The following is a 15,299-nucleotide window of genomic DNA, read 5'->3' on the forward strand; positions in this document are numbered from 1 at the left end:
CCCTAGCGAGCGGTCAGGGCCCCGCTCTTGACTGCCATGACGAAGGACGACCAGTCGGCGGATGGAAAGACCAGAGCCGGGCCGCTCGGAACCTTGCTGTCACGGACCGGGATCACAGCCTGGAAGTGGTCGGCAATTTCGACGCAGGCGCCGCCGTCCGGATTGCTGTAGGAGCTCTTGCGCCAGCGGGCGGCGCTCAGATCGAGGGGTCGCACGGTACTTCCTCCAGCAGTCTCAGAATGAACTTCAGCGACTCAGCCGGGGAGAACGCCAAGTCGCGCACCAAATCGTAGCGACGCTGGAGTCGTTCGACCTCGGCGCTCTGCTCGATCAGTTCACCCGAGTAGGTGTTCTCCGTGTAGGCCGCCATCCGGCCGTCAGGCAGGTGGAGAAGCCAGAGGTCAGTAGCATCCAACGCGTACGGGCCCGCACTGAACGGCAGCACCTGGATGACGATTCCCGGCCGCTCCGACACGGCCAGAAGGTGTTCCAGTTGTGCCCGCCAGACCGCGCTCTCACGCACCACGGTCCGCAGTACCGCCTCCGACAGAATGGTCCGGAACGGCGGAGCGTTCTCCCCTTCCAGCAGCCGCTGCCGCCCGATCCGCACCTCGACCTGCTCGTCCAGCTCCTCGCCCTTGTAGCCGCCCGCCGCCAGCACCGCCCGTGCGTACTCCGGTGTCTGCAGAAGTCCGGGCAGATAGCTGACCGCGAACTGCCGGATGTTCACCGCCTCCGACTCCAGGCCGATGTACCGGCTGTAGCGCTCCTTCGGTTGGGGCAGATCCGCCGCGGCCAGCTCCCATAGCGCGAGCAGCAGCCCCGGCGGCACGTTGTAGAAGGTCTCCAGCGCCCGGACGACCTCCGGGCTGCCGATGGTGTCGCCGCTCTCCATCTTCCCGAAGAGGGAGGGGTCCCAGCCCAGGCGGTCGCCGATCTGCCGCAGCGTTATGCGGTTCGTCGTCCTCAGAGACCGCACTTCCTCCGCGAACCGCTGGCGCGGCTCCTGACTGCGTCCAGTGACGGCACGTCGTGGTGGCATGACACTCCCTCCCGAGGCGACCAACTCGATGACTACATACCGTAGCCACCCTCTCGCACTACAGTCACCACCTTGGAGAAAGACGGGACGGAAAGCACGAAGAGGGGAGATAATGCGCGACTTGGGTCAGCGGGCGCCGCCCAGGATCGCGCGCTGATAGCCGACCGCCACCGCCTCCGCACGGTCCTTGACGCCCAACTTGGCGTAGATGTGGGTGAGATGGGTCTTCACCGTGGCCTCGCTGATGAAGAGCTCGGCGGCGATCTCGCGGTTGGGGGTGCCCTGGGCGACGAGGGCGAGGACCTCGCGTTCGCGGGCGGAGAGAGAAGTGTCGGCGGGGGCCGCGGGGGTGCGGACCCGGGTCACGAGGCGGCCGGCGACCGCCGGGGAGAGGACGGTGCGGCCCTCGGCGGCGGCCCGGACGGCGGCGAACAGTTCCTCGCGCGGTGCGTCCTTGAGGAGATAGCCGGTGGCGCCCGCCTCGATGGCCGGGAGGGTGTCGGTGTCCGTGTCGTACGTGGTGAGGACGAGGACTCTGGAACGGGCGCCGCGCCGGACGAGTTCGGCGATCGCGTCGACACCGCCACCGCCGGGCATGCGCAGGTCCATCAGGACCACGTCGGGGTCGAGGCGCTCGGCGAGTTCGACCCCCTCGACGCCGTTCGGCGCCTCGCCGAGGACCCGGAAGCCGGGGCCGGCCTCGAACATGCCGCGCAGTCCGTCGCGGACCACGGGGTGGTCGTCGACGATGAGCAGGGTGATCTCAGGCCGTGTCTCAGGCCGCGTCTCAGGCCGCATCTCGGTCTCCGTCCGGGTAGGCCAACGGTACGCGGGCGCTGATGGCCGTGCCGTGGCCGGGTTCGGCCTCAACGGTGAGGGCACCCGCGAGGCGTTCGGCGCGCGCCCGCATGCCGCCGAGACCGAAGCCGCCCGCGCCGGTGCGGGCGGGGACGGCGGCGGGGTCGAAGCCCCGGCCGTCGTCGCGTACGTCGAGGGTGATCTCGTCCCCCATATAGGAGAGGGTGACACCGGCGCGGGCGGCGCCGGAGTGGCGTTCGGCGTTGGCGAGGGCTTCCTCGGTGATCCGCAGCAGGGTCGCGGCGATCTCGTCGTGGAGCGGGAGTTCGGTGCCGGTGACGGTGAACCGGGCGCTGATGCCGGTACGTTCGGACCAGGCGGCCACGGTCTGCTCCAACGCGTCGGGCAGCGTGGCGTGTTCGAGAGCGGCCGGGCCGAGGTCATGGACCGAGCGCCGGGCCTCGCCGAGGCTGTGCCGGGCGAGTTCGGCGGCGCGGCGCAGATGGACGCCGGCGACGGCCGGGTCCGAGGTCGCGGTGACGGCCTGGAGCTGGGCGATGACCCCGGTGAGGCCCTGCGCGATCGTGTCGTGGATCTCGGCGGCGAGCCGCCGCCGTTCGTCCGCGATCCCCGCCTCCCGCGCCTGGAGCAGCAACTGCGCCTGGAGCGCGGCGTTCTCGGCGAGCGCCTGTTCCAGGCGGGTGTTGGTCCGGGCCAGCGCGACCGCCTTCTCGGCCTCCTTCGTCCCGAGGTGGGAGAGGCCGATGGCGAGGCTGGCGTTGATCACGAACAGGCCGCCGAACAGCACCCATTGGAGGCCGGAGCGCGGCGGGAGTCCGCCGGACTGCGAGCCGGCGAGGGTGAGCGCGACGGCGAGCAGCCCCGCCCGGGTGAGCGCGGGGCGGGGCGGCAGGAGGTGGGTGGTGTCGAAGTAGCCGATGCAGGCGAAGATCGCGAAGAGCGGGTTGGCCCAGGTGAGCGCGAGCGCGAGGGCGGTGCGGGCGACGAAGTAGCAGACGGAGGCGGCGCCGGGCGCCCCCGGGACGAGGACGGGCGACGCCGGCCGGCGCTCGCTCCCGGCCCCGGGAGCCGCCGCCCCGGGAGCCGCTGCGACCCCGGTGGCGCAGGCCGGGCCGGGGCCCTCCTGCGCCCCGGGTCCCTCCTGCGCCGCCGCACCGCCCCGGCCACCCCGACCGCCCCGGCCGCCCCGGCCGCCCCGGCGCAGTGACCAGCAGACGAGCAGGATCAGCGTCACGGGGACGAGGACGGCCATCGCCCGGGGGTGGGACTGGTCGCCGAACGTGTCGTTCGCGGCGGCGGAGAAGAGGGTGGCGAGCGCGAGCAGCCCGTACGGGCCCCAGCGGAAGAACTGCCGCCAGCGCTCCTCGACGGGGGTGGGCGTGGTGGCACGGGGCCGCGCGGGAAGGAACGACGCGGAGGCGGGCCGCGTGGACCCGCCAGGGTCCGGGGTGGCGGTCGCCGTGGCAGCGGCGGCCGGGGCCGGACGGGCCGGCGTCGGGACCTGCGTCGGGACGGGGGGCGTTCCGGGTGCCGCCTTCTCCGTGGCGGCTCCGCCCGTCCTCGTACGTACCCCGCCCGCCGTACGTGTCGCCCGCGTCGTCACGCCGTACACCCCCATGCCCTCGGCCGTCGTCCCGGCTCGCGTCCCTCGACGCGACCGTATGCCGTCACTCCCAGCGGAACCAGCGGACCGCCGCCCCGGTGAGCAGGACCGTCCACAGCGCCAGGATCCCGAGCGCGGACCAGGCGGGCCAGTCGCCGCGCATGGCCGCGTCGAGGGCCTGGGAGGCGGCGCCGAGCGGGGTGAACTCGACGATCCCGCGCAGCGTATCCGGCATCTGCTGGACCGGCAGCCAGACGCCCGCCGTGAACATGCTGGGGAAGAACACCGCCGAGCCGACCGCCTGGGCCATCTTCGCCGTACGGGAGACCGCGCAGACCGCCGAGCCGAGCGCGAGGCTCGCGGCGATCGCGAGGAGCAGGGCGACGACGTAGCCGGGCAGGTGGCCGGGCAGGGCCACGTCGAAGGCGACCCGGCCGACGGTGATCACGAGCAGCCCGGAGACCAGCGCGGCGCCGCCGTGCAGGACGAGTTGCGCGCCGAGCAGTGCGCCGGGGCGCACCGGGGTGGTGGACAGGCGGCGCAGGATGCCGCGTTCGCGGTAGCCCGCGAGGACCGGGGGCAGGGCCTGGAGCCCGGACATGATCAGGGCGAAGAGGACCGCGACGGGGACGTAGAGGTCGACGGGTCGGCGGCCGTCGTCGCCGGTGGCCTCGCGGAAGGAGGGGATGGAGCCGAGGATGGCGAGCAGCACCGTCGGCGAGACGATCACCCAGAACAGGGCGGCGGGTTCGCGCAGGAAGAGACGGACCTCGGTGCGCAGCATGGTGAGGGCCGGCCGGGCGGGAGCGGAGCGGGGCGCGGCGGACGGCCGCCCCGATCCGGAGGCGGGAGCAGCGGGAGCGGGTCCGGTGGCGGGAGAGGACGGAGGGGTCACTTGTCGGCTCCGGTCAGGTCGAGGTAGGCGTCGTCGAGGGTCGCGTCGGTGACGCGCAGGCCGCGGACGGTGGCCCCGGTGCGGGCGAGCAGCTGGACGAAGGCGTTCACGGTGGCGTCCGTGCCGGTGACGGTGGTCCGGCCGTCACGGGTCTCGGCGCCGGTGGCGCCGGGCAGGGCGGCCAGTTCGGGGTGGCCGAGGCGCGGGTCGGCCTCAAAGGAGACCGAAGTGGCGGCGGTGGCACGGCCGATGAGCCCGGCGGGGGTGTCGAGGGCGGTGACCCGGCCCCGGTCGATGACGGCGATCCGGTCGCAGAGCCGCTGGGCCTCCTCCATGAAGTGGGTGACGAGGAGGACGGTGACCCCTCGGTCGCGGACGGACTCGACCATGTCCCAGGTGTCGCGGCGGCCACGCGGGTCGAGGCCGGTGGTGAGCTCGTCGAGGATGACGGCGCGCGGGTCGCCGATCAGCGCGAGGGCGATGAACAGCCGTTGCTGCCGGCCTCCCGACAACTTGGCGAACCGGGTGTCGAGTTGGTCGTCGAGGCCGAGCTGTCCGGCGAGTTCGCGCCAGTCGGCGGGGTGCTCGTAGAAGGAGGCGTACAGTTCGAGCGCCTCACGGACGGTGAGCTTGGGCTGGAGCGCGCTCTGCTGGAGCTGGACGCCGAGCAGCCGGGTCACCTCGGTGTGCCGGGTGACGGGGTCGAGACCGCCGACGCGGACGGTGCCGCTGTCGGGGACCCGCAGTCCGGCGACGCATTCGACGGTGGTCGTCTTCCCGGCGCCGTTGGGGCCGAGGATTCCGAAGATCTCCCCCTCCTCGACCGCGAACGTGATGCCGTCGGCGGCTTTGCGCTCGCCGTAGGACTTGTGCAGGTCCTGAACCTCGATCATGGGCATGACTCAAGGTTCGGGCGCGGGGCCCGCCGCCGGTATCGGCCATCGCGCTCGAAGCGCGGTCAACCGATCGGTTGATGCGGCGCTACGACCCGGGGCGCGGCGGCGCGCAGCCAGAGGGAGGGGGCGGGACGAGGTGAAGGCGGGAAGGGAGGGGGCACGGGAGGGGTGACCCGCGAGGGAACGGCGGGCGAGGATGGGGGAAGGCGCGACGGAAGGGCCCGGCGGGAAGGCCACCGAGGGTGACCGAAAACCAGGTGAGCGCGGTCAGCCGTGAACCCTACGCTCGGTCCTGATGCCCGAAATAGATGCCCCCGCCAAGCAAGCGCCGCGCCAACGTTCCACCGTGCGCGTGCTGCTGCGTCTGTGGCCGTACGTACGGCCCGTGCGAGCCCGCCTGTTCACCGCCGCCTCTGTCGCGATCGTCGCCTCGCTGCTCTCGATCGTCATCCCGCTCGTCCTGAAATGGCTGGTCGACGGCCCGGTCACGGACGGCGACGCGACCGGGGTGTGGCTCGGCGCGCTCTTCATCCTGCTGCTCGGACTCGCCGAGGCCGTCCTGTTCGGCGTACGGCGCTGGCTGGTCGCCCGGCCCCTCGCGGGCGTCGAGGCGCGGATGCGGGGCGCGCTCTACGAGCGGCTCCAGCGGCTGCCGGTCGCCTTCCACGACCGTTGGGCTTCGGGGCAGTTGCTGTCGCGGGCGACGACGGACCTGATGCTGGTCCGGATGTTCCTGGCGTTCCCGCTGACGTTCCTGCTGGTCAACGGGGTGACGATCGTGGCCGGTTACGCGGTGCTGCTCGCCCAGGAGTGGACGCTCGGCCTGGTGCTGCTCGCGCCGGCCGCGCCACTGATGATCGCCTGCACGCTTTTCGAGCGGCGGTACGCGGTGGTGGCGCGCAGGGCGCAGGACCAGGTGGGCGATCTGACGACCGTCGTCGAGGAGAGCGTCCTCGGCATCCGGATCGTCAAGGGGTTCGGGCGCCATCGCGCGCAGGCGGACGCGTTCCGCGAGCTGGCCGGGCGGCTGCGCGGTACGGAGCTGGTCAAGGCCCGCCTCCTCGCCGGGATTTGGTCGGTGATCACCCTGCTGCCGGAGCTGGCGGTGGGCGGGGCGCTGGTCCTCGGGACCGTCCAGGTGGCGGACGGGGATCTGTCGGCGGGCACGCTGGTGGCGTTCCTGTCGACGGCGCTCGCGCTGCGCTGGCCGGTGGAGTCGATCGGCTTCCTGTTGGCGATGAGCCAGGAGGCGGGTACGGCGGTGGAACGTTACTTCGAGGTGATGGACGCGTCGGAGGAGACGGACCGGCCGGCCGGTGCGTCTTCTGTGGAGCGGGAGCGGGAGCGGAAGCAGGTCCCGGCGGCGGACGGGGTGCGGTTCGAGAACGTCTCCTTCCGCTACCCGGACGCCCCGGCCGGCGCGCCGCCCGTCCTCGACGGCGTCGATCTGCACATCCGGCCCGGCGAGACCCTGGCGCTCGTCGGCGGGACGGGCTGCGGCAAGACCACGCTCACCGCACTCGTCCCCCGGCTGTACGAGGCCACCGGCGGGCGGATCCTGCTCGACGGCGAGGACATCGCGCTGATGCCGCGCGAGCGGCTGCGGTCGCTGGTGGCGGTGGCGTTCGAGGAGCCGACCCTGTTCTCGGCGAGCGTCGGCGCGAACGTCCTGATGGGTACGGGTCCGGACGCCGGCGAGCCGGAGCTGCGGCGCGCGCTCGCCGTGGCCCAGGCGGACGGCTTCGTGGACCGGCTGCCGGACGGCACCGCGACCGAGGTGGGCGAGCAGGGTCTGAGCCTGTCCGGCGGCCAGCGGCAGCGACTCGCCCTCGCGCGCGCGGTCGTCGGCCGGCCGCGCTTCCTCATCCTGGACGACCCGCTGTCGGCGCTCGACGTCCACACGGAGGCCCGGGTGGAGGCGGCGCTTCGCGAGGTGCTGCGCGAGACGACCGCCCTGGTCGTCGCGCACCGCCCGTCCACGGTGCTGCTCGCCGACCGGGTCGCGCTCCTGTCGGACGGACGGATCACGGCCGTCGGCACCCACCACGAACTGCTGCGCACCAGCGCCGAGTACGCCTGGCTGATGACCGGCGAGAGGGTCGAGACGCGATGACGGACATCAGTACGAACAGGCGCACGGACCGGGGTACGGGTTCCGGCGCGGAGACGGACGCGGGCGCGGGCCCCGGCCCGGCGGACACGGACATACGCACGGCGGACGCGGCCGCCGGCACCGGCCCGCGTACGCCCTCCGCCACCAGCACCGAGAAGGCGCCGGCCGACAAGTCGCCCGCCGCCACCGCCGCCAAGGACCCCTTCGACCAGGACGACCTGCCCTCCGCGCCCGGCTCCACCGGCCGGCTGCTGCGCTCGCTGCTCGCCGGCCATCGCCGCCGGGTCACCCTCGCGGCGCTCGCCCTGCTCGTCCAGCAGGCCGCGCTCCAGGCGGGCCCGCTGCTCGTGGCGTACGCGATCGACCGCGCGGTGCCCGCCTTCCGGGCCGGGGACCACGGGCCGCTGCTGGCGGTCGCGGTCGGCTATCTGCTGTGCGCGGCGGGCGGCGCGCTGCTCCAGTACGCCTTCATCCGGGTCTCGGCGCGGATCAACCAGGACGTCCTGCTCGATCTGCGCGGCCGGATCTTCCGCCACGCGCAGCTGCTCAGCGTCGACTTCCACGAGCGCTACACCTCCGGGCGGCTGATCTCCCGTTCCACCACCGACGTCGAGTCGCTGCGCGAGCTGCTGTCCGAGGGGCTTCAGGAACTGATCGGCGTCGCCCTGTCGTTCGTGTCGATCGCGGCGCTGCTGCTGTGGCTGGACCTCGGGATCGGCGCGGTCGCCGTCGCCTCCTTCGGGCCGCTGTATCTGCTCGTGCGGAGCTACCGGCGGCGCGGGGCACGGGTGTTCGCGGTCCGGTCCACGGCCATCGCCGGGGTGATCGTGAAGTTCGCGGAGACGATGAACGGCATCCGCCCGGTGCGGGCATTCCGCCGGGAGCGGGCCAACGAGGCCGAGTACGCCGCCCTCAACTCCCGCCACGAGCGCAGCAACGGGGACGCGCTGCTCGAGATGGCCCGCTACGTCGTCGGATCGCGGCTGGTCGCCAACACGGCCGTCGCCGGCATGTGCCTGTGGGGCGCGTGGCGGGTCGCCCACGGGTCGCTGGAGCTCGGTGTCCTCGCGGCGGCGGTGCTGTACATACGGCGGCTGTACGACCCGATCGACCGGCTCGGCATGTTCCTCAACTCCTACGAGTCCGCCGCCGCCTCCCTCGCCAAGATCGCCGGACTGCTCGCGCAGGAGCCGGGCGTGCCGGAGACGACCGCTCCCCGTGAACTCCCGGCCCGTACAGGGGCGCCGGGGCGCGCGGTCACCTTCGACGGGGCCCGGTTCGCGTACCGCACGGGCGGCGAGGTGCTGCCGCGCTTCGATCTCACGATCCCGGCCGGCCAGACCGTCGCGGTCGTCGGCGCGACGGGCGCGGGCAAGTCGACGCTCGCGAAGCTGCTGGCCCGCTTCTACGACCCCACCGACGGCCGGGTCCTGCTCGACGGGGTCGATCTGCGCGATCTCGGCACGGCCGAACTGCGGCGCGGTGTGGTGATGGTGACGCAGGAGGCGTTCCTCTTCTCGGGAACGGTCGCCGACAACATCGCGATCGGCCGGCCGGACGCCGGGCGTGCGGAGATCGAGCAGGCGGCGAAGGCGATCGGCGCGCACGACTTCATCATGGGCCTGCCCGACGGCTACGACACGGACGTCCGCAAGCGCGGCGGTCGCATCTCCGCCGGACAGCGCCAACTCGTCGCGTTCGCCCGCGCGTTGCTGGCCGATCCGGCCGTGCTCATCCTCGACGAGGCGACCAGTTCGCTCGACGTACCGGGTGAGCGGGCGGTGCAGCGGGCGATGGACACGGTGCTCGCGGGGCGGACGGCCGTGGTGATCGCGCACCGGCTGTCCACGGTCGAAGTGGCCGACCGGGTCCTGGTGATGGAGGCGGGGCGGATCGTCGAGGATGGTGCGCCGGGCGAGCTGGTGCGGGGCGAGGGGCGGTACGCGGGACTGCACCGGGCCTGGCGGGACAGCCTGGCGGGCTGACCCGCCGGACGGGCCCCGCCCGGCCGCCCCAGGGGTGTGGGATGCCGCCTTCGCGGCACCCCGCACCCCTCTCCTTCAAGCCCCTCCATGGCCAAAAGTAGCTGCCTCACTACTTTCCGCCGCAGGGGATCTTGTCATGGGCTGATCATGAAGATACGTTCCTTTGCGTGCCGAGCGGTTGGGGAGTCGAGTGAAAGCCGCCCAGTCACACCGCGTTTCACGAAGCAACTTCTATCCAAAAAGGAGCACTTCATGAACATCAACGCCGAGATCGCCAACGAGTTCGACGTCGACGCCCTGCTCGCCCTCGCCGAGGTCGACGAGGCCCTCTCCGTCGAGGCCATCGTCCCGAACCGCAGCAACAGCAAGTACGCCCTTCTCCAGGACTCCTCCAACAGCTGACCAGCCCTGAGCTGATCCGCCGTGGGCCTGTGAGGCACACACCGCACGCACGCTGAAACACGGCTGAACTCGACTCCCCTGTCCGGCACGGAATCCCACGGGACCTCATATGCGGCAACCCCGAATTCTCCTCGTCAATCCCCCCATCTGGAACGTCTTCGCCCCGCACCTCGCGGTCCCGCTGCTCGCGGCGACGATGCGCCGGCACGGCTGGCAGGTGACCTCCCTCGACCTGAGCATCGAGCAGACGGACTGGCTGCTCTCGGGTGACGGACTGACGGCGCTGCTGCCGAAAGCCGAACGGCTTCACCGCACGATTCCCACCGAAGAGCGGCATTCCCACGAGCAGGCCCTCGCCGTGTTCGGGGACACCGTTTCCCGTATCGACCAGGCGCGCGCCACGCTGAAATCGCGCTCTGTTCTGACGGATCCGGCCGCATTCACCGACGCGGCGACCGTCGTCCGAAATGGGCTCGCCTGTGTCTCCGCGTCCTTTCCCGGTCTGAACTTCGATTTGCGGGGGAATTTCTCCTGTTTCTCCCACCGGCGCTCGGACTCCGTCCTGGAAGCCGCCGGATCGCCGGACCGGAATGTGTACGGCTGGGCCCTGGAGAACCGTCCGATCCCCGCATTGGACGATTCCGATCTGGCCGTGGTCGGCATTTCCGTATCCGCCGACACCCAGCTCATCGCGGCCCTCACCGTGGCCCGCCACGTCAAGCTGGCCCGCCCCGACGTCCATGTGGTGATGGGCGGAAACCTGACCACCCGCATGGTGGGCCGCTGGCAGGAGGAGCACCCCTTCTTCCAGTACGTGGACTCCTTCGTGTCCTACGAGGGAGAGGACGCCCTGCCCGCGCTGTGCGACCGGATCACCGGCGCCGACGACCGCCCCGTGCCCGGACTGCTGGAACGGGACGGCCGCGGCGGACTGCTGCGCACCCCGGCCGCCATGGTCGACATCTCCGACCTGCCGACACCGGACTTCAGCGACCTTCCCCTGGACCGCTACTTCTCGCCGGGCCCGGTCCTCCCGCTCCAGGCGTCCCGGAGCTGCGCGTGGGACTGCGCCTTCTGCTCGATCCCCTTCGCCAGCAACAAGTTCCGCGTCCGGCGCCCCGAACGGGTCGTCGCCGACATGGCCGCCCTGGCGGAACGGCACGGCACCGACACCTTCATGTTCGTGGACGAGATCATGACGCTCACCTCGCTGCGCGGGGTGTCGCGCGAGCTGAACGACGGCGGGCACGACCTGTTCTGGTACGGGGAGACCCGGTTCAGCAAGGGACTCGACGACGAACTCGCCGCCGCACTGCGGAAGTCGGGCTGCCGACGTCTCGACCTCGGTCTGGAGTCCTACAACCAGCGCGTGCTGGACCTGATGCGCAAGGGCACCAAGGTCGCCGACATCGAGCCCTCGCTCGACGCCCTGCTGGGCAACAAGGTCCCGGTCCACCTGTTCTGCATGACCGGCTTCCCCGGGGAGACGGAGCAAGAGGCCCTGCGGACCCAGGAGTTCGCCGACGAGGCACTGCGCCGCTCGGTCGAGGAGTACGACGTCCCGTACTCCACCGCCGCCAACGGCCCCTTCATCCTCGACGTCCTGTCCCCCGTGGGCGAGCGCCCCGACCTGTTCGGCGTGGAGCTGGTCCCCACCGAGGAGGGCGAGGACCTGGCCTTCGACGTCGACTACACCGTCACCGACGGCCTCACCCAGCAGGACGCGGCCCGGCTCACCTCGGGCGGACCCGGCGGGGGCACGACCGCCGCGGGCGCCGCGTTCCACCGGGGCACCTGGATCGGCGACGCGGAGGAGTGGTCGTTCCTCTGGGCGATGGCCGAGGCCGAACTTCCGGACCGCCGGATCGCCGCTCCCGCACCTCCGAAGACCGAGCTGCGCCCGGGCACCGCGCTCCGGCTCGCGGACGGGGTACGGGTCCGGGTCCCGGCCGGCGGACGGGACCTCCTGGTGCACGTACCGTCGGGCGACGCCCTCCTGTCGGTGCCGCGCTCCTGGGAGCGGCTGCTCGACGGCCGCGCGCGCACCGTGGCCGACCTGCTGACGTACCGCCCGGAGGCGGGGACGGAGCCGGAGCCGGGCGCGGCCCCGGGCACGGCGCCGTCGGCGGCCACGGCCGCCACGACGCTGGTACGGCTCGTCGCGCATCGCGCCCTGACCGCCGAACCGGGCGCGGAGCCGGGCGCGGAGATGGGCGCCGAGCCGGGCGTGGAGATGAGCGCGGAGATGGGCGACGTACCGGCTGCCGGACCCGCCGACGCGTCCGGTGAGCCGCCCGCCCGCTGGTACGCGGCCCAGCCGCACGAGGTGACGGACAGCCGGTCCGACGGCAGTTGCCTGCTGGTCTCGCCCGAGACCGGCAAGCGGGTCCGGGTCTCCGCAGCGGGCCGGCTCGTCTGGCTGCTCGCGGCGGACGGCGCGACCTCGGCGGGGCTCTCGGCCCGGACCCGGCTGTCCGAGCAGCGGCTCGCCCCGCTCCTGGCCGAACTGACCGGACACGGGGTCGTCGCCTCGGCGCTCTTCCACCCCGGGCTGCTCCCCGCCGCCGCGACCGGCGCTCCGGCTCCCGCCCCGGTCGGCGCCGCTCGACGTTCCGGCTGACGATCCGCCACGATGGCCTGCCGTACACACCGAACGCCGCACGCCGCGGCCCGAGTTGCAGGAGTCCTCACCGTGTCCCACCCTCTGCCCGCCGCCGGATCCGAAGAGGACCGGTTCTGGGAGGAGTTCGCCTCCCGGAACTGGGAGCGTGCGCCGCTCTCCCTGCCCTCCTCCCCGGTCCGACTGGGCATCGACGACAAGGAGTTGCTCCGCGCTCTGGTCCTCGCCGCCGACCCGGGGAACCGGCCCGCGGGGTCCGCGCTGCCGAGGGTCGTGGTGACCGTGGACGGCCGGACCCAGCCCGTCGACACCCGGGTCTTCCTCCCACTGCCCGAGGACGGCTGCCTGGACGACTACCTGGCCCGGGTGGACGCGCTCATGAGCGAGCACGAGTGGAGCGTCGCCGTGTCCGGTCTGCACGCGGTCTCGGCACCGCTGTGGGACCGGGCTAAACGGATGTCCGACGACGTCCTGCGGGCCACCGGCACCCGGGTCGCGGGCCGGGTGGACATCGACACCTTCATCGGCCGCTACACCTCCACCAACGTCGGGGTGCACGTCGACCACGCGGGGAACTTCGGCTTCACCCTGCGCGGCCGCAAGACCCTGCTCACCTGGGCCCCGGAACTCTCCGAGAAGGTCCCGCAGCACACCGCCGACTACGCGTCGGCCCGCGAACTGGCCGACGTCCTGACCGGCGTGCCCGGAGCGCTGACGTACTTCCCGTCGCGCCAACTGCACGTCGGCGAGGCCCCCGACGCCGTCGCGGTCAACGTCAACATCGCCTTCTTCACCCGGAGCGATCCGGCCGCCCTCGTCCTGGAGGCCGTGGGCGGGCTGCTGGCCCGGGCCCGCGCGGCGGACACGCCCGACGCCGGGGCGGATCTCGCGGACGGCGCCGGTGCGGACCTCACGGAGAGCGCCGCCAGCGACCCGGACCGGCTGGACGGCATCCCGGCCGCGACCGCCGCGGCCCTCGGCGCGCTGGCCGGCCTGTCGGGCACCGCGATCGAGGACGCCGTATGGGAGCACTGCATGCGTGCGGCGACCTCGGGCGGTCTGGGCGTGGGCCGGCCGCCCGAGTCCCCCGTGCCGGTGCCCCGCGACGCCCGGGTCCGGCTGGCCGACGACGTCGTCCTGAACCAGCGGGCGCTGGCCGACGGCCGCCGCGCGGTCGCCGCGCAGGGACACACCGTGAAGATCGCCGATCACCCCGGCGTCACGGCCGCCCTCACCGTGCTGGCCGCGGGCGACACGCTCGACCTCGGCGCCTGGGAGCGGGACACCGAGCCCGCCGCGGTACCGCTGCTCCACGCCGTCCTGCTCAGGCTGTCGACCTGGCGGGCCGTGCACTGCGAGAGCGCCACCGGCTCCGAGACCGCGGACTCCGAGGCCGCCGGCTCCGAGACCACCGGCTCCGAGGCCGTCCCCGCCGCGTCCGGCGGCTCCGTGTCCGCCACCGCCGCCCGTACCGCCGGGACGGTGCTGTGACACCCGTACGACTGAGCAAGGCGGCGACCCTGCTGGCCGTCATCGCCCTGCTGATCAGCACCATCGGCGACGAGGTGGCCCTGGTGGCCCTCGCGCTGCGCGGCGCCGACCGTACCGGCCTCGCCTCCGTCGTATCGGCGCAGATGCTCGCCGGGCTGGTGCCCGGGATCGCGCTGGGCGGACCGATCGGACGGATCGTCGACCGCTTCCGGCTGGACGTGGTCCTGGGCGTGACGCTGGCGCTCGAATGCGCGATCGCGGCGGCCGCCGCCGCGTTCGCGGACGGCCCGGTCCTGCTCATCTCCACCATGCTGTTCCTCGGGGCGCTGGGAGCCGTCGCCCAGACCTGTGTGATGGCCCTCGTCCCCCGGCTCTTCCCGGCCTCCGACACGCAGTTGAAGGTCAACGGCATCATGGAGTCGACCAGGAACGGGGGGTACATCGTCGGCCCCCTGCTGGTCGGTCTGCTCACCGCGCACGGCGGGACGGGGCTGGCCCTCGCCGTCGACGCGGGCACTTTCGCCTTCGCGCTGCTGTCCATCCCGGTGATCACCCAGTGGCTGGCCCTCCGGTCCTCCGGCCCGCCGGCGGCGGCCGACGCCCCGTCATCGCCTGCCGGGCGACCCGCCGGGGAACCCGCCCAGGAGTCCACTCAGGGGTCCGGCGAGGAGTCCGGCAAGGTGTCCGCCAAGCCCGCCGCCCCGACCAAGTCCGAGGCGGCCGAGGCGGGGGACACGGCCGACGCGGCAGCCTCGGCGGATCCGGCGCGAACCCCGGATACGACAGAGGACACCGCACCCGCCGCACCCCCCGCCCCCGCCCCTGCCAAGGGCGGTCTGCGGTTCGGCCTGGCCCTGCTCTGGACGGGCGCGCAGCGGCGCGCCGTGCTCGGCACGATCGTCCTCACCGTCGCGTCGACCTCCGTCGTCAACGTACTGATGCCCTTCTTCGCCCGCGAGATCCCCGGCGGAACCGCCTCCTACGGCACCCTGCTGGCCACCTGGAGCGTCGGACTGGTGGTGGGGCCGTTCGTGCTGCGCGGCCGGATCGGCGCCCGGCCCACCGCGGTGCTCGCCGTCGGCGCCTCCGCGATCATCGGGCTCTGCCACCTGCTGACGGCGGCGTACCTCTTCCTTCCCGCGATGCTGGCCGCCTCCCTGTGCGGCGGCATGGCCAACGCGGTGCAGAACGTGACGCTGCGGACGCACGTCATGGCCGACTGCCCCCAGGAAGTACGGGGCCGGGTGGGCGCCGCGTACGGCGCGACGCTGCAGAGTTCGGTGGCGGTGGGCTTCGCGCTGGCCGGCTTCGCCCCGGCCCACTGGGCCCGCTGGGGCATCCTCACCGGCGGTGCCGTCGCCTTCGTCGTGGGCACGCTCGGCTGGCTGCGGGCCCGCGCGCTGACCCCCGCCGAGCCGCCGGCCGTCCCCACC

The 15,299-nt window shown here is 73.0% G+C and carries 10 protein-coding genes and 1 pseudogene; 5 read left to right on the forward strand and 6 right to left on the reverse strand.

What is annotated here, in order from left to right; genetic code table 11:
- Positions 1-2 precede the first annotated feature (2 nt).
- From ABZ990_RS04440 to ABZ990_RS04465, 6 genes are all read right to left on the reverse strand, one after another.
- Positions 3-215, reverse strand: a complete 213-nt coding sequence (locus tag ABZ990_RS04440) for a DUF397 domain-containing protein (RefSeq protein ID WP_361225026.1) — start codon at positions 213-215, stop codon at positions 3-5.
- Complete coding sequence (locus ABZ990_RS04445; RefSeq protein ID WP_361225029.1) at positions 197-1,042, reverse strand: helix-turn-helix transcriptional regulator; 846 nt, start codon at positions 1,040-1,042, stop codon at positions 197-199. The genes ABZ990_RS04440 and ABZ990_RS04445 overlap by 19 nt, the downstream gene beginning before the upstream one ends.
- Positions 1,043-1,168: 126 nt before the next feature.
- Complete coding sequence (locus tag ABZ990_RS04450) at positions 1,169-1,840, reverse strand: response regulator transcription factor (RefSeq protein WP_361225031.1); 672 nt, start codon at positions 1,838-1,840, stop codon at positions 1,169-1,171.
- The gene (locus tag ABZ990_RS04455) at positions 1,830-3,464 is read right to left on the reverse strand and encodes a sensor histidine kinase (RefSeq protein WP_361225034.1); all 1,635 of its coding nucleotides are present in this window, start codon (positions 3,462-3,464) and stop codon (positions 1,830-1,832) included. The genes ABZ990_RS04450 and ABZ990_RS04455 overlap by 11 nt, the downstream gene beginning before the upstream one ends.
- A gap of 64 nt (positions 3,465-3,528) precedes the next feature.
- Complete coding sequence (locus ABZ990_RS04460; RefSeq protein WP_361225118.1) at positions 3,529-4,248, reverse strand: ABC transporter permease; 720 nt, start codon at positions 4,246-4,248, stop codon at positions 3,529-3,531.
- A 107-nt stretch (positions 4,249-4,355) separates the two neighbouring features.
- Complete coding sequence (locus ABZ990_RS04465) at positions 4,356-5,258, reverse strand: ABC transporter ATP-binding protein (protein WP_361225037.1); 903 nt, start codon at positions 5,256-5,258, stop codon at positions 4,356-4,358.
- 343 nt (positions 5,259-5,601) lie between these two features.
- Here ABZ990_RS04465 and ABZ990_RS04470 point away from each other — a divergent pair.
- The 5 genes and pseudogenes from ABZ990_RS04470 to ABZ990_RS04490 form a co-directional block, all read left to right on the forward strand.
- Positions 5,602-9,353, forward strand: a pseudogene (locus ABZ990_RS04470) (ABC transporter ATP-binding protein); the annotation flags it as partial.
- Between the two features lie 252 nt (positions 9,354-9,605).
- The gene (locus tag ABZ990_RS04475) at positions 9,606-9,755 is read left to right on the forward strand and encodes a hypothetical protein (protein WP_361225040.1); all 150 of its coding nucleotides are present in this window, start codon (positions 9,606-9,608) and stop codon (positions 9,753-9,755) included.
- A gap of 109 nt (positions 9,756-9,864) precedes the next feature.
- Complete coding sequence (locus tag ABZ990_RS04480; protein ID WP_361225043.1) at positions 9,865-12,375, forward strand: radical SAM protein; 2,511 nt, start codon at positions 9,865-9,867, stop codon at positions 12,373-12,375.
- 72 nt (positions 12,376-12,447) lie between these two features.
- Positions 12,448-13,866, forward strand: a complete 1,419-nt coding sequence (locus tag ABZ990_RS04485) for a hypothetical protein (RefSeq protein WP_361225046.1) — start codon at positions 12,448-12,450, stop codon at positions 13,864-13,866.
- On the forward strand, positions 13,863-15,299 hold a 1,437-nt coding region (locus ABZ990_RS04490; RefSeq protein WP_361225049.1), incomplete at its 3' end, for an MFS transporter. The genes ABZ990_RS04485 and ABZ990_RS04490, both read left to right, overlap by 4 nt.

The organism is Streptomyces sp. NPDC046203 (assembly GCF_040646255.1).
Lineage (GTDB): Bacteria > Actinomycetota > Actinomycetes > Streptomycetales > Streptomycetaceae > Streptomyces.

Coding starts and splice junctions, on each gene's coding strand:
- ABZ990_RS04465 (WP_361225037.1), bottom strand. CDS start 5,258: ATGCCCATGATCGAGGTTCAGGACCTGCACAAGTCCTACGGCGAGCGC.
- ABZ990_RS04460 (WP_361225118.1), bottom strand. CDS start 4,248: ATGCTGCGCACCGAGGTCCGTCTCTTCCTGCGCGAACCCGCCGCCCTG.
- ABZ990_RS04450 (WP_361225031.1), bottom strand. CDS start 1,840: ATGCGGCCTGAGACGCGGCCTGAGACACGGCCTGAGATCACCCTGCTC.
- ABZ990_RS04445 (WP_361225029.1), bottom strand. CDS start 1,042: ATGCCACCACGACGTGCCGTCACTGGACGCAGTCAGGAGCCGCGCCAG.
- ABZ990_RS04475 (WP_361225040.1), top strand. CDS start 9,606: ATGAACATCAACGCCGAGATCGCCAACGAGTTCGACGTCGACGCCCTG.
- ABZ990_RS04480 (WP_361225043.1), top strand. CDS start 9,865: ATGCGGCAACCCCGAATTCTCCTCGTCAATCCCCCCATCTGGAACGTC.